This is a genomic window from Bdellovibrio sp. HCB288, assembly GCF_047305935.1.
Lineage (GTDB): Bacteria > Bdellovibrionota > Bdellovibrionia > Bdellovibrionales > Bdellovibrionaceae > Bdellovibrio.
Genome location: NZ_CP178619.1, coordinates 914,754 through 934,815 on the forward strand (window position 1 = coordinate 914,754; position 20,062 = coordinate 934,815).

Annotated in this window: 17 protein-coding genes; 14 read left to right on the forward strand and 3 right to left on the reverse strand. The window is 47.6% G+C overall.

Annotated elements, in window-relative coordinates:
* The first annotated feature begins 61 nt into the window (after positions 1 to 61).
* Both ACLVWR_RS04390 and ACLVWR_RS04395 read left to right on the forward strand, forming a co-directional pair.
* On the forward strand, positions 62 to 1,474 hold the full coding sequence (locus tag ACLVWR_RS04390) for a sigma-54-dependent transcriptional regulator (RefSeq protein ID WP_413582678.1): 1,413 nt from the start codon (positions 62 to 64) through the stop codon (positions 1,472 to 1,474).
* A 145-nt stretch (positions 1,475 to 1,619) separates the two neighbouring features.
* Positions 1,620 to 3,836: a phospholipase D-like domain-containing protein gene (locus ACLVWR_RS04395; RefSeq protein ID WP_413582679.1), complete on the forward strand. Its 2,217-nt coding sequence runs from the start codon at positions 1,620 to 1,622 to the stop codon at positions 3,834 to 3,836.
* A gap of 11 nt (positions 3,837 to 3,847) precedes the next feature.
* Here the strand turns inward: ACLVWR_RS04395 and speB are convergent, their stop codons facing one another.
* On the reverse strand, positions 3,848 to 4,780 hold the full coding sequence (gene speB / locus ACLVWR_RS04400) for an agmatinase (RefSeq protein ID WP_413582680.1): 933 nt from the start codon (positions 4,778 to 4,780) through the stop codon (positions 3,848 to 3,850).
* 37 nt (positions 4,781 to 4,817) lie between these two features.
* On the opposite strand from speB, the gene ACLVWR_RS04405 reads away from it, so the two are divergent.
* The 3 genes from ACLVWR_RS04405 to ACLVWR_RS04415 are packed head-to-tail and all read left to right on the forward strand — an operon-like array spanning position 4,818 to position 7,629.
* Positions 4,818 to 5,789, forward strand: coding sequence for an A/G-specific adenine glycosylase (locus ACLVWR_RS04405; RefSeq protein ID WP_413582681.1), 972 nt, complete (start codon positions 4,818 to 4,820; stop codon positions 5,787 to 5,789).
* Positions 5,786 to 7,021 carry a hypothetical protein gene (locus tag ACLVWR_RS04410; RefSeq protein ID WP_413582682.1) on the forward strand — a complete coding sequence of 412 codons (1,236 nt, stop codon included), beginning with the start codon at positions 5,786 to 5,788 and terminating at the stop codon, positions 7,019 to 7,021. Before ACLVWR_RS04405 ends, ACLVWR_RS04410 begins: the two co-directional genes overlap by 4 nt.
* A 47-nt stretch (positions 7,022 to 7,068) precedes the next feature.
* Entirely contained in the window at positions 7,069 to 7,629 is a 561-nt protein-coding gene (locus ACLVWR_RS04415) for a hypothetical protein (protein ID WP_413582683.1), read from the forward strand.
* A gap of 12 nt (positions 7,630 to 7,641) precedes the next feature.
* Here the strand turns inward: ACLVWR_RS04415 and ACLVWR_RS04420 are convergent, their stop codons facing one another.
* Positions 7,642 to 9,051, reverse strand: a complete 1,410-nt coding sequence (locus ACLVWR_RS04420; protein WP_413582684.1) for a hypothetical protein — start codon at positions 9,049 to 9,051, stop codon at positions 7,642 to 7,644.
* 135 nt (positions 9,052 to 9,186) lie between these two features.
* The gene (gene hemB, locus ACLVWR_RS04425; RefSeq protein ID WP_413582685.1) at positions 9,187 to 10,170 is read right to left on the reverse strand and encodes a porphobilinogen synthase; all 984 of its coding nucleotides are present in this window, start codon (positions 10,168 to 10,170) and stop codon (positions 9,187 to 9,189) included.
* 177 nt (positions 10,171 to 10,347) lie between these two features.
* On the opposite strand from hemB, the gene ACLVWR_RS04430 reads away from it, so the two are divergent.
* From ACLVWR_RS04430 to hemH, 9 genes are read left to right on the forward strand one after another with little or no spacing between them, the layout of a single operon-like run.
* Positions 10,348 to 11,178, forward strand: a complete 831-nt coding sequence (locus ACLVWR_RS04430; RefSeq protein WP_413582686.1) for a hypothetical protein — start codon at positions 10,348 to 10,350, stop codon at positions 11,176 to 11,178.
* Positions 11,169 to 12,677 (forward strand): hydroxymethylbilane synthase, encoded by a 1,509-nt coding sequence (locus ACLVWR_RS04435; protein WP_413582687.1) that lies wholly within the window; start codon positions 11,169 to 11,171, stop codon positions 12,675 to 12,677. The genes ACLVWR_RS04430 and ACLVWR_RS04435 overlap by 10 nt, the downstream gene beginning before the upstream one ends.
* Complete coding sequence (locus ACLVWR_RS04440) at positions 12,665 to 13,948, forward strand: glutamate-1-semialdehyde 2,1-aminomutase (RefSeq protein ID WP_413582688.1); 1,284 nt, start codon at positions 12,665 to 12,667, stop codon at positions 13,946 to 13,948. The genes ACLVWR_RS04435 and ACLVWR_RS04440 overlap by 13 nt, the downstream gene beginning before the upstream one ends.
* Before the next feature lie 6 nt (positions 13,949 to 13,954).
* The gene (locus tag ACLVWR_RS04445; RefSeq protein ID WP_413582689.1) at positions 13,955 to 14,803 is read left to right on the forward strand and encodes a sensor histidine kinase; all 849 of its coding nucleotides are present in this window, start codon (positions 13,955 to 13,957) and stop codon (positions 14,801 to 14,803) included.
* A complete protein-coding gene (locus tag ACLVWR_RS04450; RefSeq protein WP_413582690.1) occupies positions 14,800 to 15,477 on the forward strand; it encodes a response regulator transcription factor in 678 nt (225 codons plus the stop codon). The genes ACLVWR_RS04445 and ACLVWR_RS04450 overlap by 4 nt, the downstream gene beginning before the upstream one ends.
* Positions 15,474 to 16,496 carry a uroporphyrinogen decarboxylase family protein gene (locus ACLVWR_RS04455; protein ID WP_413582691.1) on the forward strand — a complete coding sequence of 341 codons (1,023 nt, stop codon included), beginning with the start codon at positions 15,474 to 15,476 and terminating at the stop codon, positions 16,494 to 16,496. The genes ACLVWR_RS04450 and ACLVWR_RS04455 overlap by 4 nt, the downstream gene beginning before the upstream one ends.
* Positions 16,493 to 17,842, forward strand: a complete 1,350-nt coding sequence (hemN, locus tag ACLVWR_RS04460; protein ID WP_413582692.1) for an oxygen-independent coproporphyrinogen III oxidase — start codon at positions 16,493 to 16,495, stop codon at positions 17,840 to 17,842. The genes ACLVWR_RS04455 and hemN overlap by 4 nt, the downstream gene beginning before the upstream one ends.
* On the forward strand, positions 17,839 to 19,053 hold the full coding sequence (locus ACLVWR_RS04465; protein ID WP_413582693.1) for a protoporphyrinogen/coproporphyrinogen oxidase: 1,215 nt from the start codon (positions 17,839 to 17,841) through the stop codon (positions 19,051 to 19,053). The genes hemN and ACLVWR_RS04465 overlap by 4 nt, the downstream gene beginning before the upstream one ends.
* Entirely contained in the window at positions 19,043 to 20,050 is a 1,008-nt protein-coding gene (gene hemH, locus ACLVWR_RS04470) for a ferrochelatase (protein WP_413582694.1), read from the forward strand. The genes ACLVWR_RS04465 and hemH overlap by 11 nt, the downstream gene beginning before the upstream one ends.
* Positions 20,051 to 20,062: the final 12 nt, after the last annotated feature.

Sequence of the window (20,062 nt, forward strand, 5' to 3'; positions counted from 1 at the left end):
TTATCAAGGCTGACATGCACGTCGGCTGTGTCTTTTCGAACCCACCATGGAAGGAAGGTTCATGCGTTCACAACGTGTACTTATTCTGGATGACGAATCCTCGTTACGTACCGCACTCTTCAGAGTGCTCGACAGAAAAGGTCTTAACGTCATCACTGCCAATAAAATCGAAGAAGCGAAAGCCCTTTCTCAAGGCGACACTCCTATCGATTTGGCGATTGTTGATTTGAATCTTCCAGATGGTGATGGCATTGAATTTATGTCTCACCTGAAAGCATTGAATCCTGCAACTGAAGTGATCATCCTGACAGGTCATGCAACTATTGAGTCCGCAATCCGCGCGACTCAAAAAGGCGCTTTCCACTTTGTGACCAAGCCTTTCAATCTTGAAGAGCTGATGAGCTTGATCGAAAAAGCACTGACTCACAAGAAACTTCAGGCTGAAAATCAGCAACTGCGCTCTGAACTGAACAAGAAATACAAATTCGATCAGATCGTCGGCTCTTCCGAACCGATTCAAAATGTTCTGCGTCTGATTGAGCGTGTGGCAGATTCAGATTCGACAGTTCTGGTCACTGGTGAATCCGGCACAGGTAAAGAACTTATTGCCCGTGCGATTCACTACAACTCACCACGTGCGCAAGGTCCCTTTGTTCCAATCAATTGTGGTGCTATTCCTTCTGAACTTTTGGAAAGTGAACTTTTTGGTCACATGAAGGGCGCCTTCACAGGTGCCATTGCCAATCGTATCGGTCGTTTTGAAATGGCTGATGGCGGAACGATCTTCCTGGACGAGATCGGCGATCTTGAGCCTTCGTTGCAAGTGAAACTTCTTCGCGCTTTGCAGGAAAGAAGTTTTGAGCCCGTAGGTTCCGCAAAAACGGTCTCCGTCAATGTCCGCGTGATTGCTGCTACCAATATTCATCTGGAAGAAGCGGTTGAGCACGGAAGATTCCGCGAAGATCTGTATTATCGTTTAAATGTTATCCCTATCCACGTCCCTGCTTTGCGCGAACGCAAAAGCGACATCCCTTTGTTGTTGAACCACTTCATGGAAATCTTCAACAAAAACAAGGGTCGCGGTCTGACTGGTATCGCCCACGACGCCTTGGATTCTTTGACGAACTATCCATGGCCGGGAAATATCCGCGAACTGGAAAACCTGGTTGAGCGCATGACCATCCTCAAAGGCCAAGGCAACGTTGAAATGAGTGACCTGCCTATCAAGTACAAATCAATGAAACCAGTGATTTCATTGGATGCAAGTCAGCTGGAAATTCCTGACAGCGGCATGGACTTTAACACCGCGGTCGACAACTTCGAGAACAATCTGATCTTGAAGGCTTTGGAAAAAACAGGTTGGAATCGCAACCAGGCCGCGGCTTTGTTAAGACTAAACAGAACGACGCTGGTGGAGAAGATCAAGAAAAAAGGTCTGACACCTCCGAACGATATCAATCCGGCAAATTTCTAATTGCACTGTAGCATTCAATCTCGTTTTGAGACTTCAAGCGGCGAAGACATCTTCGCCGCTTTTTTTATCTTAAAATCAATCGCAAACCAGACTTAAATCCCGTAATTCCGCTACACTTTCCCTCTATATATCCGATCAGAATTTGATGCGATTTTTTCTGAATTCACTCATCATTTCAACGATCTTGGCAACCATGGGATGCACCAGCACTCAACGCGCGCCCAGCTCCATCACGACGGATGAGGAGCGCATCGTTCGCATTCAGGAAATTGACTTACAGCTTTCACAGTACTGGAATAATGATTGGCGATATAGCCAAAAGCTGTTTCAAGTCGCACCCACGATGGTGATGACTTCCAGTGCCCCCTTGTTTGATCTTTCCAAAATTTCTGATCCGAAGGTTCGATCTCAGATTCAAACTTTGCTGAACGAACGATCTAACCTGCGCGAGACCCTGGGACAGAAGTTTGAAAATCGTTCCTGGTCCGGTGTCGGTCCGTGGTTTCAATCCACCTTCCGCCGCCCACTTTTTGAAAAACAGGAAGTGATCAGCATTCGGGACCTGCATGAGTTCCGTCTGGATGGAACGGCCATCAACCCGTTCCCGTTGGAGCATCGTCTTTTTGCAAACTACTCCCTGCAGTTCAAAAATGAAATACCCACCAACTCCGATGTCTTCGCCAAAGACAAGGATGATCGCGTTCGCAAGAAAAGTCTTAAAGCTAGATTGGAATGTGATGGGGATATCATTGCGCCGTCCAAGTACTTCTGGCGTGCTGATGAACGCACGAGAGTGTTTGATTTTGACTGGTTCTACGCAAAAGAAGGTGGACAGAAAATTTCTGTGAAATTCTCTCCGATGGTTACTCAGTGTCAGTTCAGATACTACGACCCCGAGCAATCCTCCTCGTGGAGCAACGGCCTTCCGCTGACAAGCCTGAATTCACTCTCATCGGAATGGGTGGAGATGGCACAACAGATTGATGCCTGCCCTTTGATTTCCGGTATGGGTAAAAACCCGGAAGGCTTTTTCTGGTCACAGGATTTTAACTTCAATACCTGCCCTGAAACTTTCGACAAATACACAAACCTGCGCAATCCTTTCGTGGCAATGAACCGCCGGGTGGTTTCTCTTACCGGCTCGCCTTTGCTGACCAAGGACTTTGAGCAAAAAAATCCCATGGCCACCTTAAACTTTTCCAAGGCGCCTCAATTTGACATCATCTGGGTGGCATCGTTGAACTTCTCTGCTGACTTTTCAGGTATGGTCACAGCTCGCGCCATTCGCTATCATGCAGAACGCGGCACGCAGGTGCGCATTCTGGTTCCTCAAGTCACCATGACCAAAAAAGACCGCGAGATTGTAACGTGGCTGATGCGGGATCTTCCCAATGTCAAAGTTCAGTACTACAAATACACTGTCACCGACGACAAGGATGGCACTTGGTTTGACCGCTTTCATCGGGTCAACCACACCAAATTGTTGCTGGGTTACTCTTCCAAGAATCCGGCGGCGAACTTTATGATCACCGGGGGTCGCAATATTCGCGACTCCTATATCTTTCCTGAAACGCCATTCTACCGGGCTTACAAGCACTTGAAAAATTATGGCGACGGTGAAGAGCCTTACATCTACTACAATGATTTTGATATCGAACTTCGCGGCACGGACATTGTAAAACACACGCTTGCCCAAATGGTGAATTTCTGGAATCGGGAGCCTGACACTCACCGCTTCCGCTCGACCAATGTGAATTTTCCTGTGCGCGCTGAAAAGGACATGGTCAAGCGCTTAAACACATTGCCCAAATCCAAACCGGTGGTTCGCCATATCATGTCTCTTCCGTACTTCGATGGCTACCAGTTGGAGCGTTTCTATATTGAGATGATTGAATCTGCTCAAAAGGAAATCCTTTTGACGACACCGTACTTCCGTCCTTCGGTGGCCATCAGTGCGGCTTTGGATCGCGCCCATGCTCGTGGCGTGAATATCAAGGTGGTCACGCGAATTCACCTGGCTGGTGACGGCACTCCGCAGATCGCAGAGGAAGTGAATAAAGAGGGTATCAATCGTCATTTAAAAAACATCATGATTTACGAATGGACTGACAACAATTCCATCATGCACGCCAAGATCCTGGTGATCGACAGCAAGCTCAGCTTCCTGAGCAGCGTGAATTTGAATCGTCGCAGCTTCATCCACGACACGGAAAGTGGCGCGTTGATCCTGCACGAGCCCACCGCTCTGGATTTGCGCAGAGAAGTCCTCAGCTACCTCAGCCGCAGCCGCCTTTTAACAGCCCAGGAAAAAATAGGCTGGATCAGCGGCCAACTCATCGACTGGGGCGACTCGTACTTCTAGTCGCCGATCGGTTATTTCGTTTGGAACAGGTGAAGCATTTCGAACATGGCATCCATGCCGGCAAGGGCAGTGATGTCGCCGTGGTCGAAGGGTGGCGAAATTTCCACGACGTCGCAACCAACCAGGTTTGGAATTTTCAGAGCACGGAAGATGCGTTGCACTTCGTACGTTGTCAATCCACCTGGAACTGGAGTCCCGGTGCCCGGTGCGCAGCTGGGATCCAGGTTGTCGATGTCGTAGCTGATGTATGTTGGAGTGTCATCGAACGTCGGTAACGTTTTCAGGAAGTCGTTGATGTTTTGATTGCGAATCTCATCCACAGTGATCACACGGATGCCGTGCTTATTCACGAAATTCAAATCATCACCGCCGGCCAAGGGACCGCGGATTCCGATTTGCACCATTTTCTTTGGATCCACCAAACCTTCTTCAACTGCATGACGTGCGAAAGCACCGTGATGGTACTCACAACCCCAGGCCGCAGGATAGGTATCCAAATGCGCGTCGAAATGAATGAACGCCAAGGGCTTGCCATGCTTCTTGCGAAGAGCGCGCAGCACTGGAAGCGTTGTCGAATGGTCACCGCCCACGGACACAAACTTTTTATTCAGGCGCATCAACTCGCCCACAAACTTTTCGATGCGCTCATAAGTTTGACCTTGATCAATCGGCACTGTGGGACAATCACCGATATCCGCAACCTTCAGTTTTTCAAAGAAATTTTCCATACGAGTCATGTGGAAGCCACGCCCGAGAGCTGAAACCTCTCTCACCTTTGCCGGGGCAAAACGAGCGCCGGGACGATAGGAAACCCCACCGTCATAAGGAATACCAAAGATTCCGACTTCATAGTCCGCGTCGATTGCCACATAGGGCAAACGGAAGAAGGTTTTAATCGCAGAAAAACGGGGGAACTCACGTCCACTCAGAGGTTTGTATTCCATTATTGACTCCTCAACTATCTAGACTACATTACCGCCGATGGACTATCAACGCGACCAAAAACAATTGATTCAGTGGTACAAAAAAGAACGCCGCGCACTTCCATGGCGTGAAAATAAAGATCCTTACAGAATCTGGCTGTCCGAGGTCATGTTGCAGCAAACCACTGTGGTTGCGGTCATTCCCTATTTCGAAAAATTTCTTAAAAACTTCCCCACAGTTCAGGACCTGGCCTCGGCCCCCGAACACGACGTCCTGGAAGCTTGGGCTGGTCTAGGTTACTATTCCCGTGCACGCAATCTGCACAAAGCTGCAAAAGCTTTGGCTGAAAATGGTTTCCCAAAAACAGCGGCTGAATTGCTGGAACTCCCTGGCTTTGGACCTTACACATCCCGTGCTGTGGCCAGTATCGCATTCGGCGAAAAGGTCGGAGTGCTGGACGGCAACGTGATTCGTGTTCTTTCCCGTCGCTATGGACTTAAGATCGAATGGTGGAACAACAAGGGACGCCAGCAGCTTCAGACAATTTCTGATACGCTGTCTTCTTTTGGTAATTCCGATTCCGTGAATCAAGGCTTGATGGAGTTGGGCGCAACCGTATGCACTCCGCAAAAAGTCATGTGCATGATGTGCCCTTGGTCCACTGATTGTGTTTCCCGCGAAAAGAACCTGGTCGAGAAATTACCTCTGAAAAAACCACGCAAAAAGAGTGAAGTCTGGGTGTGGAAACCAGTTGTGACGGTAAAGAATGGCAAAGTCGCTTTGATCAGCAATGACTACGCTCCGTTTCTTAAAGGTCAAATGATCTTTCCAGGAACGATTTCTCAAAATGACGACAAGCCCAAAGACTATGATGCTAAACACAACATCACACATCATGATATCTTCATAAAAATCGCTCATAAAAAAACCGTGAGCGACCGAAATGTGGAGTGGGTTGAAATCAAAAACCTTAAGAAGGTCAATCCGTCTTCGCTATTACAAAAAGTACTGCACAAGGTAGAGACATGAAGCAACTGAGTTTGAAGATCATCGCATTGGGCAGCATCCTTTTCGGATGCACACACAACAGCCCGACGAAAGATCTTCTGACTCCTGATTTTCTGCTTCAAAAAAATGTAAAACAAATCACTTTCCAAGGCGACAATGAACGTCCCCGTTTTTCCGCGAATGGAATGCGTCTGATTTACTCCAGTCAAAATCGTGGCAACAGAAAAGACCTGCAGGTCTACGAAACAGATTTGGTTCGTAACAAAGAACGTCGCGTGACATTTTCTGATGGCGCGGCCTTCGACGCCGACTACATCAACGATATGGAGATCCTATACTCCAGCACGACGGATGAAATTAAGGAAAGTCCGTTCTTAAATCGCAATCCCAGCAAAGAATTTCCACCATCGGATCTTTACCTGAGCGACCGCTTCGGTTCCGACATTCTGCGCGTGACCGTTCAGCCCGGCTACGATGGTGAAGCTTTTATGATTCCACACCCCACGAAACCTTCTGTTATTTTCACCTCTCGTCGTGGTGATGTCACGGGAGTCTATCGCATGGATTTGAAATCCAGATTTGTCTCCCTGTTGGCTTCAGAAACCGGCAAAGACCGCAGATTTCCGACACTGGCGCCAGAAAAGTCCCGAGTTGCATTCAAAGAAACCAACTTGGAATCAAAACAACAAAGTCTGCAACTGGTCGATCTTCATACCAAGCAAACTGCTTTGCTAAAATCGGGTGAAGGTCATTATCGTGATCTCTTCTTTTCTCCCCGCCCCCCTTCACGCTTGTTCTATAGCATTCTAAGAAATGGCGACAAAAAATATCAGATTGAAGTCTACAATCTGGACACGAAATGCACCCAGGTGGTTTTCAAAGGCAAAGACGATCTTCTGTACCCTGCAGTTTCCAATGAGCCTGTTGAAAGACTGGCTTTCACACGAACTGTTCAGGAAAAAAAGCAAATTTACATGGTCGATCTGCCGGCAGATTTGGGACCTTGCCTTCCAGAACCTTCCGGCAACGGTGAAAAATCCGAAACCCCAGCCGCTGCGATAACAACGGTTACGCCGTCTCCCACCCCGAAACCGCCAAGAAAACGCAAAACTATTGCGGCTCCAGTTGTGACACCCGTCATGACACCAGAAGCAACTCCTGTGAATACACCGTCTGTAGCCCCCGCGGCTACTCCCACAACGAGTCCAGTTTCTGTCGAATCGCCGACTCCTGCGCCTTCTCCTGTGAAATAAAGACCTTTGCTCTTGCTGCCCCCGCAGGCCCTTGATAATCTAAAAGGGTGAGAACGTTACTAACCTTTCTTTTTCTAAGTCCCATGGCCAGCTTTGCAGCTCCTTATCCTGCAACCAGCACTTCTGCGCTGACAGCACCCGAGAAGGGACTTTACTTTCTACACAAAGGTTTCTCTTTAAAAACGGACGGTAGCAACTGGCTTCCGGTGGCTCTTTCTGAAGAAAGTATTTTGGATACCGTTCGCTTCGCAGATAAGAATGCTCCCGATGCCGCATCACTCAGTGTGCGCACAGACCGCGTTGCCAAGAATGCTTCCTTGGAATTGTACACGCGCAAGTGGATGCGCGATTACCCAAGCTATGGCTTTGAAGTTTTGGCGACCAAGCAATTCAACCTGAATGGCAGTCCGGCATTGATCGTGGACATGCTTTCACGAGCTAAGAATAAGCAAATCCGTCAGGTGGTTTTAAAGAACGAAGACAAAGTGGCAATCATGACCTGCCTGGACAACAAAGACACTTTTTCAAAGTCCCTGCAGCAGTGCAATCAGATCATCAAGACTTTCTCCTGGGTTGCCCCAGAAGAAAAGCCCTCACTTAAAAAGTAGTTTCTTAAAGATTTATTGAAATACCAGATAGATATCGGACAACGCTTTTGATCCGCCGCAATCCAGAGCATTCACATTCAGCTCGTACTGTTTGCCGACGCTAAAATCGCTCGTTAGCAACAGTGTACCAATCGTCGCCGTACCGCCTGATTCGAAGGCCTGCAAGGCCACATCGCCGCCATTCACTTTGATTTTACCTGTCGTTCCGATCGCAGCATCCGCCGAACCGAAGGCACGATAGTTTGAAATTGCAGCGGTGCTTGAAGCCAGGCGACTGCCCATCAAGACAAAGTTATCCACCAGAATCGAAGTCAGTGCATTGCTGGATCCGGAAAGCTTCACAGAGCGCTCACCTTGCAAAGTCACTTTGTTCGTAAAGGCACCCATCACATAGGGAGTGGCCACGTTTGTTAAAGCCGTACCGCTGGCACCCGGTGAACCACTGTGATTCCGAGCAGACACGAAACTTAAGCGATCCCCTGAAGAAGGTGATGCTGCAATCTTATTAAACAACTTCGCATAGTAACAAACGCCCGCCTCAGTGCGCTCCGGTATCACGACTGGGAATGACGTGATTTCCACAAACGTTTTACATGCGTACACGATACACTTGCCACCGGATTTTACCTCGTTGCTTCCGCACGTGATCGAGATTGACGCCGTTTTACTTACCGACTCGCCAATGGCGTTTGTCCCTTTAACTGTACAAGCCAAATCCTGTGTGACTTTGATATTTGTGGAGGTCGCTGCCACCGGAAGTGATCCGGATTGACCGTCAGAGCACGCGTAAGCCATCGTGGAAACGTTGAAACCCTCAGTGATTAATCCCGCAGTTCCGTTGATGGCAACTGTTGGACTTGAGAAGGAGGCATTTAAATCCGGAGAAGGACACGACTTATCCAAACCGATGTAAGAACCCTTTTCAGATTTTACATAGTTCTCTTTGCCATTCTCACAAACATAGACATCATTTTTATTGTATATTGCATTCACCGTCACCGAGGACGATGGACAGCTTTGCACTTCTGACAGAGTTCCATTTGGAATACTCCAGGTGCTGCCAGAGGCTTTTCCGTTACAAGTCGCTGGCAAACAAGCACCCGACGTGGAGATCAAACTGCCTTTTTGAGATTGACCCGTCAGAACCGCGCTTCCATTTGTACAAATCAATTCCACACTTTTGCCATAGGAATATTTTAAGTCGCCGCCAAATTCACAAACGCCGTTCTCGACGATGCTTTCATTGGACGGAACCCACCAAGTGGTGCCCTCAGTACGACCAAAACAATTCAACGCTTCCTCTTCAGGAGGTGCGGCTTGTGATGTCAATGCGGAATTTGAAAATTCCAGAGATTGCGGCGCACAGTTTTGAAAAGCTATGACAAGAAGTCCGACGGCAAGAATCTTATTCACATGCTTCATTTGGCAGTCCTTGGTTAAACATTCCCTACTGGACTTTTCGGCAGTTACCGAATGAAACTTATGATTTTTCGCTATGAAACTATGACTGAATCAAAATGAGACGCCCGCCTCGAACATAAGGCGGACGCAAAACAATTAATTGTTCTTTTGGAGCCACTCGGCCATTGGCAGAGCGAAGTATGTGAAGATGATATCAGCACCGGCGCGGCGGATGGAGTACAGAGTTTCCACCATGGCGCGGGTTTCGTCGATCAGACCGGCTTTGGCGCCGTGTTTGATCAAACCGTATTCACCGCTGACGTTGTATGCTGCCACTGGGATATTGGTGTGCGCTTTTACTTTTGCAATCACATCCAGGTACGACAACGCAGGCTTCACCATCACGATGTCTGCACCTTCTGCCACATCCAAATCGATTTCACGAATCGCTTCACGCGTGTTTCTGAAATCCATTTGATACGTTTTTTTATCACCAAATTTTGGAGCCGAATCCAAAGCTTCACGGAATGGACCGTAAAAACTGGAAGCGTATTTTACCGAGTAAGAAAGGATGCCGGTGTCGATCAAACCTTCTGCATCCAACGCTTCACGAATAGCACCGACTCTGCCATCCATCATGTCTGATGGAGACACAATATCAGCTCCTGATTTCGCATGAAGCACACTCATTTTTGCGAGAATCTCTACCGTTTCATCATTCAAGATGAGACCGTTTTTCACTACGCCATCATGTCCATCCGAGGAGTAGGGATCAAGTGCCACATCGGTGATCAGCGTCACATCTGGGAATTTGTCGCGAATTTTCTTCAGGGTTGTGGGCATTAAACCATTCGGGTTCAATCCCTCTGTTCCCGTTCTGTCTTTTTTAGATTCAGGCAGAGCCGGAAAAAGGTCGAAGCTTTTCACTCCTAGTGAAACTGCGCGAGCGACCTCATCTAAAATTAAATCAGGGCTCATGCGGAAAATGCCCGGCATTGAGGCAATTTCTTGCTTTTGTTGGGTGCCATCAACAAGGAACAAAGGCAGGACTAATTGAGAGGGGCGGAGATCAGTTTCCGCAACCATTTGTCGCACAGCTTCAGTGCGACGATTTCTTCTGGGCCTCTGTGTCAACTTCATATAGAACCTCGCTTCGTATGTCGTAAGGCGTCTCGCTTTGGGAAAACCACACTTATGACATTTCAATGACACTTTAATGAAAGTTTAGTGATAAACCTAATAATCAAGATGGAAGATATACTTCTCGTTCATAGAAAATCCAGCAAAAATTTTGCAGAGTCATTGCAGGACGCAGCCGTGTGGAAAACATGTTTGCGTCAGATTCTATTCTGCCGTGAAGACGACGTAAATTCAATGCTGGATGTTTTGGAATCTGATGATCAGATTCTTCGTGGCGAGAAAGCTTTCAGTCTTCTACTTGAAATTCTTTGTGGCTTGCACTCCCCGATCGTTGGCGAAACTGAAGTGTTCGGTCAATTCCGTAACTTCATCGAAGCCCGTAAAGCGGCTGGCGACACTTTGTTCAGCGATAACCAGAAATGGTTGAAGTTCGTTTTGGCTGAAGTGAAACGCACGCGCTCCGAACATCTGGTGGGAATCGGTTCACAAAGTTATGGCAGCCTTTTGCGCCGCTACTCCAAGGATATGGAATCCGTCACTTTGTGTGGTTCCGGACAATTGGCGCAGGAAATTCTTCCGTGGCTTGCCCATAAAAAATCCGTTCAAGTTCTTTGCCGTGAATGCACAAAGATGCGCAGCTTCGCAGAGAAATACGATAATCTGAATATTGTAAACTACAACGAAGCTTATGTTCATGGAGAGGCGATGGTTATTGCCGCACCTCTTTCTGATGCTCGCATCCTGGAATTGATCAGCAAGCAGGACACCCGTCCTCATGTGATTTATGATCTGCGCGGTGAAGAAAACAATTTACCAGCACTCATTGCAAAACAGTTCCCTCACGTGACCGTCATGACCCTTCAACAGTTTTTTGCTGAAATCGAAGAGACCAAAAAAGACAGGCAAACCAAAATCGAACAGATCCGCGCGTTCTTGTTCGAAAAAGCCTTGGCCTTCGCACAAAGAACAGAGCTTCGTCCACTTGGTTGGGACGATATATGCGCCTGAGAATTTCCGCTCGTAAAAGTGACTTAGCCCGCCTCCAGGCTTATATGGTTGGCGAAATCTTAAAAGAGAATAATCCGGGACTGGAAATCGAATTCAAGTTCAAGGAATCCCTGGGTGACATCAACCTGACGACACCTCTTTGGCAAATTCCAGAAAAAGGTGTTTTCACCGAAGACTTCTTTGGCGAGTTGATCAAGGGCGAAACGGACATGGTTGTCCACTCCTGGAAAGACCTTCCGACAGAATCCAAATCAGAAACCGTGATTGCGGCGACACTGCCTCGCGCCGATCAACGTGACCTGTTGTTGGTTAAAAAGTCCCACTTTGAAAAACTGCGCACTTCCAAGAAAATGAACGTGTTCAGTTCTTCGCCTCGTCGTGAGTACAATCTGACGAACTTCTTTAAAGAGCATCTTCCCTTCAATCTTGAATCCGTAAAGTTTGAAAGCGTGCGCGGGAACATCCCGACTCGTATTCGTAAATTGCTGGAAGCCCCTGAAACTGACGGCCTGATCGTTGCGAAGGCAGCGTTGGATCGTCTGTTGACAGCAAAAGAGCCTGAATTCAAAGAGGTTCAAGGCTTGCTTCGCACTTACCTGGATCAAGTTGAATTTGCCGCTCTTCCTTTGAGCATCAATCCAAATGCTGCTGCTCAAGGTGCTTTGGCGGTTGAGATCAAAGCCGACCGTGCAGATCTTAAGGCGTTGCTGGCAAAAATCGACAATCCAACGACCTTCCAATGCGCGCAAAAAGAGCGCGACATCCTGGCGAGCTTTGGTGGCGGTTGCCATCAAAAGATCGGTGTGGCTGTATTGTCCCGTCCTTATGGTGAAATCACCATCCTTAAAGGTCTGACGGATGGCGGAACTGTTTTAGATAAACGTGAATTGAAACCTTCTGTCGCTTCTCCGAAGTTCTCTGCTGATCAAATGTGGTCTTCAGAAGTTCGTGCGGAAAGAAAACCTCTGAGCAACTGGAATGTTCCAACGGGCACAAATGCTCTTTACGTTTCACGCTCTGAATCCTGGCCTGAATCATTGAAGTTCGATCAATTCGTTTGGACTGCAGGAACTCGCACTTGGAAAGCCATGGCGCAAAAAGGTGTATGGGTTCACGGTTGTTCTGAAGGTTTGGGCGAGCAGGAAGAATCCCGCATCGATATTCTGGCTGGCAAATCTATGTCTTGGGCAAAACTGACTCACGACACCGGTTACGAAGAAGGTGCACGTCAAATGCCCTTGGTAGCAACTTACACTTTGGGCGAGCAAAACAATGCGACACCTGTGACTGGTAAAGAATGCTTCTTCTGGAGCAGTGGCAGTCAGTTCCTGGATACTGCCAAGAAGAATCCAGAAGTATTGAAGAAACATCACGCTTGCGGTCCTGGCAACACCTACAAAATCATTCGCCAGTATCTGCAGGAGCAAAATCAGTTCGACGAATCAAATTTAAATATTTATCTGGATCAAGATAACTGGAGACAGCTATGCACAAAGTAACATCTGAAGAATTATTCCAACGCGCCCTTAAAGTAACTCCGGGTGGCGTTCACTCCCCGGTTCGTTCTTTCAAAGGCCTGGATCGTGCACCGGTTTTCTTTAAGCAAGCTGAAGGTGCTTTCCTGACTTCTGTTGAAGACAAAAAGTACATCGACTTCTGCCAAAGCTTCGGACCATTGATCCTGGGCCACCGTGACGCTGAAGTGGCTGAAGAAGTTCACCGCATGGTGGACACAGCTTGGACTTTCGGAGCTACTGAAATTTACTCTTTGGAATTGGCAGAGTGGATTTCTTCAACTTTGCCATTCATGCAAAAACTTCGCTTCGTTTCTTCTGGAACTGAAGCTGTTATGTCTGCACTGCGTGTAGCTCGTGCAGCTACAGGTCGTAGCAAAATCTTGAAATTCGAAGGTTGCTATCACGGTCACGTGGATAACTTACTGGTTAAAGCGGGTTCAGGCCTGGCAGGTGCAGCGGCTTCTTCTTCAGCGGGTATCTCGGCTGAAGTAGCCAACACGACTGTTGTGGCTCCTCTTGATGACGAAGCGAAACTTGAAGAAGTGTTCGCGGCTCAAGGTAAAGACATCGCCGCTGTGATCATCGAACCACTTCCTGCGAATTATGGTCTTTTGGTTCAACGCCAAGAGTTCTTGCAAAAAGTTTCTGATATTTGCAAAAAGAATGGCTCTTTGTTGATCTTTGACGAAGTGATCTCTGGCTTCCGCGTAGGCCTAAACGGGATGGTTGGCAAAACTGGCATCACTCCGGATCTGGTGACTTACGGTAAAATCATCGGTGGTGGTTTCCCTGTGGGTTGCTACGGTGGCCGTGCTGAACTTATGAACATGGTTGCGCCAAGCGGTGACGTTTACCAAGCCGGTACTTTGTCAGCGAATCCCATCGGTATGCGCGCGGGTCTTACGACTCTTAAAAAAATGCAGCGTCTGGATGGTTGGAACGTGCTTGAAAAACGCACCCAAAAATTCGTTCAGGCTTTGCGTGATGGTTTCGCTAAAAAAGGCGTTCCATTGAAAGTAGAACAACATTCTTCTCTATTCTGGATTCACGGCGATACCAGCGGTAAAACAATCCGTACTATCGAGCAAATTCCTGCAAACCAAAGCTCCACTTTCAAAACTTTGTTCCTGAAAGCTTTGGATAAAGGTGTTTACCTGGCACCGAATGCTTATGAGGTTGGTTTCGTGTCCATGGCTCACACCGATGAGTTGCTGGCTGAAGCCGCAAGCATCATCGTAGGTTCTGCGGAGTAATCGAAAATGAAGAACTTCCTTAAGTCACATTTGAAAACAGTGCTCGCGATCATCTGGTTCGCGTTCACGTTTGCGCTTGTGTCTTGGTGGTGGGTCTTTTTCCTTCTGGAACTGGAAGGCGCCCGTCAGCATCGTATGATCGCCTGGGAAGGCTCCATTTTATTGGGCTCCATTCTGATCGGCGGCATCGCTTTGATCGTGTTCACTTTCCGCGATAAGCAACGCCACGACCGCTTGCGCTTTTTCTTTTCGACTTTCAGTCATGATATCAAAACTTCGATTGCCCGCCTTCGCCTGCAAGCTGAAGTTTTAGAGGAAGACTTGCAGGGCAACAGTCCCCCGGTCATGAAACGCCTGATCGCGGATATCCAACGCCTGGATCTGCAACTTGAAAATTCACTTTTATTGGCAAACCTTGAGGTCAGTCCCCTTCTGCACGAAGAGATCTCCTTAAGCGGTTTGCTGGCCAGCCTGCGCACTGAATTTGCTGACCTTTCCATTGAATTGGAACGCGATGCCCGTATCAACGGTGATCGTCGTGGCCTGATGAGTGTCGTGCGCAATCTTTTGCAGAATTCCGTCCTGCATGGCAAAGCCACTGCAGTTAAAATCAACGTTCGTCATCTTCATGGCAACCGCCTGGAAGTCGTATTTTCCGACGACGGCCTGGGGTTTAAAGGTGAAACCGGCAAATTGGGTTCTGAACTATTGAATTCCAAAGACTCCCGCGGCAATGGCATTGGACTTTTGATCACAAAACGTCTGATGGAAAAAATGCGCGGTGATATCAAATTCGAATCCACTGATAAAAACGGCTTCAAATCCATACTTCAATTGGAGGGCCAGCTTCTATGATGAGAAAAGTCCTTCTGGTTGAAGATGATTTATCCCTGGGCGAAACACTGACAGAACGCCTGCGCAAAGACTATGAAGTCTTCTGGGGCAAAAGTGTTGCGGATGCGTGGTCTGTTTACACCCAGGAAAAGGATTTTGACCTGGTCATCCTGGATGTGGGCCTTCCTGACGGCACTGGCTTTGAACTTGCCGCAAAAATGAAAAAAACATCACCCGTTCTGTTCCTGTTTCTGACAGCTCAAGCCGATGCTGAATCGCGCTTGCAGGGATTTGAGCTGGGCGCTGCGGAATACATTCCGAAGCCTTTCCATTTGAAAGAGCTTTTGATCCGCGTAAAACACGTGCTGGATGCGCATGCTCCTTTGAAGGAAGTGCAGCTAACAACATGTGTGATTAATTTTACCAATATGTCCGTACGTAAGAACTCAGGTCAAATCGAGTACCCTGCGGTTACAGATATGAAGATTTTGCAGCTATTAATTGATAAAGCACCACGGGTTTTAAGTCGTGACGAGATCATGAATGAAATCTGGGGTGTTGATAAGAACCCTAGCCACAGAACCATCGACAACACGATCGTACGTCTGCGCCAATTATTGGGCGAGGACGGCGACAAACACATTCGTTCTGTGCGCGGCATCGGCTACCAATGGTCCACGGAGGAAACTACATGAACACACTTTTTCACAACGCTCTTCAAAGAAAAGCACAGAAGACACCTCCGATCTGGTTCATGCGTCAGGCAGGCCGTTATCACCAGCATTACCAAGGCATGAGAAAGAAAAACTCTTTCGAAGAGCTTTGCAAAACTCCAGAACTGGCTGCTGAAGTTGCTCGCGGACCCGTTGCTGAATTTGACTTCGACGTATCAATCCTTTTCTCTGACATCCTATTCCCATTGGAAGCTTTGGGCATGGGTCTGAAATATACAGACGCTCACGGTCCTCAATTGGGCTTTAAACTAAACCCTGAAACGATCAACAACCTGGGCGAAGTCGCACCTGCGATCGAATTCATGAAATTCCAAAAAGAAGCTGTGATCGCAACTCGCGAAGTGCTTCCTAAAGACAAAAGCTTGATTGGCTTTGTCGGTGGCCCTTGGACATTGTTCGTTTATGGTGTTGAAGGCTCTCACGCGGGTTCTTTGATTCAATCTAAAGTATTGATCAATATGTTTCCTAAATTCCTGGAAAAGATGCTTCCGCTTTTGAAAGCCAACATTCAGCTTCAATTGGATGGCGGCGTTGAGCTGGTTATGATCTTTGATACAGCAGCTGGCGAAGTATCCCCATTGTTCTTCAAAGAATGGATCCAACCTGTGATCTCTGTTCTTGCAAAAGAATTCCCAGGTAAAATTGGTTACTACTCAAAAGGCACTCAACCGACATTCTTTAATAAAGAATTCGCAGATCTTCCATGGGCGGGTCAGGGTTTTGATCACCGCTGCTACATCCCAGAGTGCTTTAAAGTTCAAAACAAAGGCTTCGTTCAAGGGAACTTCGATCAAAGCTTGTTATTTATGGATGATGCAGACTTCAAAAAAGCTGTGCAAAACTTCCTGGCTCCGATGAAAGAGATGCCTTTGGAAGCGCGCGCCGGCTGGGTGTGCGGCCTGGGTCACGGTGTCTTGCCTAAAACTCCCGAGAAAAACGTGAAACTATTCATCGAAACAGTTCGAGAGGTGCTTTCATGATTAAAAATCTTCTGGCGAAATACGACGTCCCGGCCCCCCGCTATACTTCCTATCCGACCGTGCCTTATTGGGAAACCAATCCGACACGGGATCAATGGGTGTCCCACCTGAAAACGACTTTGCAAAAAAGCGATGGTGGCTGGTCTTTGTACGTGCACATTCCTTTCTGCGAAACACTTTGTACTTTCTGTGGCTGCAATAACATCATCACGAAAAGTCACAGCAAAGAGTCCCCTTACGTGGATATGCTGATCAAAGAATGGGATCTGTACAAACAACAGGTTCCGGAACTTTTAAAAGCTCCTTTGAAACATATCCATTTGGGTGGCGGAACACCGACGTTCCTGTCTGCTGAATCTCTGCTAAGACTTCTGACTCCGATCGTGAATGACTGCAATCTGGATAAAGAACACTTTGAAGGTTCCATCGAGGTAGATCCCCGCAGAACGACGCCTGATCAATTAAAAGCTTTGCGCACGCTCGGTTTCAATCGTGTGAGTATGGGTGTTCAGGATTTCAATCCTGAAGTTCAACGTCTGGTAAACCGCATTCAGCCTTTGGAAATCACCGCAGAACTTTCACAAGCAGCCCGTGAACTGGGTTATACCTCAGTGAATTTCGATTTGATCTATGGCCTGGCGAAACAAACTGCGGATTCCATCCGCGAAACCGCGGAAGCGACAGTGAAATTGCGCCCGGATCGCATTGCCTTGTACAGTTTTGCATTGGTTCCCTGGATCAAGCCTGCACAGCGCCTGTTCAAAGACGAAGATCTTCCAAAGGCCGCTGAAAAGCGTGAATTGTACGAAATTGCCCGTGGCATCCTGCTAAAAGCCGGTTACGTGGAAGTGGGTATGGATCACTTTGCGCTGCCAACAGATAACTTAAGCATCGCTATGGATGAAAAACGTCTGCACAGAAATTTCATGGGTTACACGGATCAAAGAACTGATGTTCTTCTGGGTCTGGGTGTCTCTTCGATTTCTGAAACGCCTTACAGCTTCCACCAGAATGAAAAAGTATTGCCATTGTACGAACAATCCATCAATGACGGATTGATTCCGACAATGCGCGGTCACATCCTGACAGAAGAAGACCAGATTCGCCGCCGTCAGATCCTGAAACTGATGACAGAGTTCGAAGTTGACTTCTTGAGCAACGAACAAGAAGCACAAGCTTCTGAGTTCCTGTCAGAGATGATCAAAGACGATTTACTTGTGATTAAAGATCATAAGCTGGTCGTACTTGAGGCGGGCCGCCCGTTCCTGCGCAATGCCTGCGTGTTCTTTGACGAGCGCTTGAAAACCAAACAACCTCAAACCAAGATCTTCTCTCAATCTATATGAAAAAGATCACGGTCATTGGAGCTGGTTTCGCGGGATTAACCATAGCCCTGAAGCTGGCCCAAAAAGGATTTAAGGTTCACCTGCACGAAAAGTCCCCTCGCTTGGGAGGACTTTTGGGAACTGAGCATGGCGAGTACGGAATGGCTGAAAGAGCCGCGAACTCCATGATCCTGACCGACCGTTCCGAAAAGCTGTTCAAAGAGATTGGCCTGGATCTGGCCTTTCCATTGGAATCCTCGAAGAAAAGATTTATTTTCCGCGGTTTTCCAAAAGCGATGCCCTTAAATCCATTTGAAATTCTGAAAGTCGCATTCACTGTCATTCCTCGGGTTCTATTTGCTAAAGCAACGTTGAAACCGCAGGCCGGTGAAACACTGAAAGACTGGGGATTGCGCCGTCTTGGCAAAGCTGCAACCACTTACCTGTTGGGACCGGCTATGCAGGGGATTTACGCGAATGAAGCCCAGGATCTAAGCGCTTCGTTGATCATTTCACCGTTGTTTAAAAAAGACCGCGAAAAATTCCGTGGCACCATCAGCGGCCCACAAGGCATGCAGGACATCGTTGATTATCTGCATGCGACCTTGCAACAGCTGGATGTGGAAATTTATCTGGAATCAGATCTCGATGTTTCAACAGTTGAAGGCCCGGTGGTGATTGCAACCTCGGCGTCAGCTGCGGCAAACATCTTGAAAACACGCGCGCCAGAGCTTTCAGCGCTTTTAACCCGCGTGAATATGTCTTCATTGATCAGTGCCACTGTGTTTTTTGATAAAGCCCAAACTAAGTTCAAAGGTTTTGGCTGCCTGATCCCGCGTGGCCTGAAACTGCGCACTTTTGGCGTATTGATGCCTCCCTATATTTTTGCCGGTCGTAACAAAACCTACAATGAAACCTGGATCATGGGTGGAAAAAACAATCAGGATCTTTTGAACTACTCTGACAAAGATCTTTTGGACTTTATCAGTAAAGAGCGAAAAACCATTTTCAAGCGCCAGGATACTATTCTGGATGCAAAGATTTTCCGCTGGGATCGCGCTTTGCCCCTTTATGATCTGGAACTTGAAAAGATCCAGGCAGAACTTTCTGAAAAACCAGCTCCAACTGACATTTTCCTTCATGGAAACTATCTTTCTGGAATTGGCCTAAGCAAGATATTAGAACGCAGTGAACGTCTTTGTGAACAGATCGCGAGTCAACATGGCAGCTAAAACAGGTGTTTTGCTTTTAAATATCGGCAGTCCTCGGTCCTACGAGGTCCCTGACGTAAAAAAGTACTTGAAGCATTTCCTGATGGATAAGGAAGTTATCAACCTTCCATTCATTCTGCGCTGGCCCTTGGTAAATTTATTGATCGTACCCAAGCGTGGTCCGATTTCCGCTGGAAACTATAAAAAGATCTGGCTTGAAAACGGCTCTCCACTAACAGTGTACACAGTTGATTTTGCCGAAAAACTGCAAAAGGATCTGGGCGAAAATTATCTGGTAAAAGTGGGCATGCGCTACAGTAATCCGGATATTCCCACAGCTCTGAAAGAGTTCGCTGCTGCGGGAGTCCAGAATGTATTGCTATCCCCGATGTATCCGCAATATGCCGACGCAACGACGGGTTCCTCGCTGCGCGAAGTGCAACGCCAGATCAAAAAATTGAATCTGAAATTCAACGTAAAAAGCATCCGTGACTTTTACCAGCACCCGAGCTTTGTGGATCCCACTGTGGAAATCGCGAAGGAGTATCTTCAGGGTAAAGAAGTTGGACACTATTTGTTCTCGTTTCATGGTCTTCCGGAAAGCCATGTGAAAGTGAATGCGGGATGTCTGGCAACTCCGGACTGCTGCGTGAAACCCAGTGCCTGCGATAAGCCTTGCTACCGCGCACAATGTCTGGCGACTGCTACTTCCGTCGCACAGAAACTGGGTCTTTCAAAAGACCAATGGAGCTTATCTTATCAGTCTCGCTTGGGGCGTGACGAATGGCTAAAGCCTTCGACGGAAGAAACAATTGCGAAACTTGGCGACAAGAAAAGCATTGCGGTCCTGTGCCCGTCCTTCGTTGCTGACTGCATCGAAACACTTGAAGAAATCGGCATCGGTGGAGAAGAAACCTTCCATCACGCAGGTGGTAAAGACTATCACTTGGTACCTTGCGTGAACGTGAATACAAAATGGGTGAATCAGTTTGCTCGTTTGATCGAATCCCAGGCTTGAATTCTTACTCTA